This is a genomic window from Pedobacter sp. HMWF019 (assembly GCF_003061025.1).
Lineage (GTDB): Bacteria > Bacteroidota > Bacteroidia > Sphingobacteriales > Sphingobacteriaceae > Pedobacter.
On record NZ_QAIL01000555.1, the window covers coordinates 1 to 1246 of the forward strand.

At 41.3% G+C, this 1246-nt stretch carries 1 protein-coding gene; it reads right to left on the bottom strand.

From position 1 onward, the window contains the following. Nucleotides 1-158: 158 nt before the first annotated feature. Nucleotides 159-1244 (bottom strand): DNA-processing protein DprA, encoded by a 1086-nt coding sequence (dprA, locus tag DBR11_RS27170; RefSeq protein ID WP_108555686.1) that lies wholly within the window; start codon nt 1242-1244, stop codon nt 159-161. Between the last annotated feature and the right edge of the window lie 2 nt (nt 1245-1246).

Genomic DNA, 1246 nt, shown 5'->3' on the forward strand with positions numbered 1-1246 from the left:
ACCACATGATACAAAAATACAATTTGGCCCTTAGAATTCTATTTACAAATAGAAATTTAAAATATAATTTTACATAATAAAAATATATAAAATATAATTTTAATCTACTACTCCAATAGACTTACAAACCTTTATTTTTATAGGTGAATCAAAATTTCCTAATTGAGCTGATAACGTTTTCCCGGCAAAACACTAACAATACCCAGCATCTCCAGATTGAACATCAGCACACTTAACCTGTTTTGCGGCAGTGAGGCCTTCATTCCTATTTCGTCAATCAAAGCAGTACCAATTTTTAGAATTTCAATGATTTTACGTTCCTCCACAGAAAGGTCAGGAAACAGACTCGCCTGGTGCAATGTCTTTTTCTTTCCAGGATTTTCCCAGCCCAGATTCACCAGCAAATCATCAGTATTGCTGATCAGCGCAGCACGGTTGGTCTTTATCAGATAATTACAGCCTTGCGAACACAGGTCATTTACCCTGCCAGGAAAAGTATATACATCCTTATGATAAGAATTGGCCAGCTCTGCTGTAATCAGAGCCCCCCCTTTTAAAGTCGCTTCAACCACCAAAGTGGCGTCCGAGATCCCCGCAATGATCCGGTTTCTTCTGGGAAAATTACCTTTTTCAGGTCGGGTATGTATCGCAAATTCCGTCAACAGGCCACCGTTTTTAAGCATATTGCAGGCCGTTTCCTTATGAACATGTGGGTAAATGCGGTCTAAACCATGCCCCAGTACGCCTACCGTAGGAATCTGATGTTTCAAACTTTCCCGGTGTGCAGCCACGTCAATACCATAGGCAAGCCCACTCACCACAACCACATCATAAGGCCGTAAAGCTTCTGCCAGTTCAGCACAGAGGTTCTTCCCATAGGCGGTAGCCATCCTTGTCCCCACTACACTTAACATCCTTTGATGGTTAAGATCAGCAGTCCCCTTATAATAGAGCAATACCGGTGCATCATGACATTCTTTTAAACGCGCAGGATAGTCAGGATCTGTAAAAAACAACGGTCTGATCTTATTTTTTTCTATGAATTTAAGCTGTTGTTCTGCAGCAAGCAATGCCTTACCACTCAGAATCTGGGCGGTCATCACCGCACCGATACCTTCTATAGCAAGCAGGTCATTTTTCCTTGCATTAAACACAGCTTCAGCAGTAACAAAATGCTCCAGAAGAATTTTCGACGATACAGGGCCTACTGTATCAATAAAAGAAAGGCCTATTTGATGGATTATAC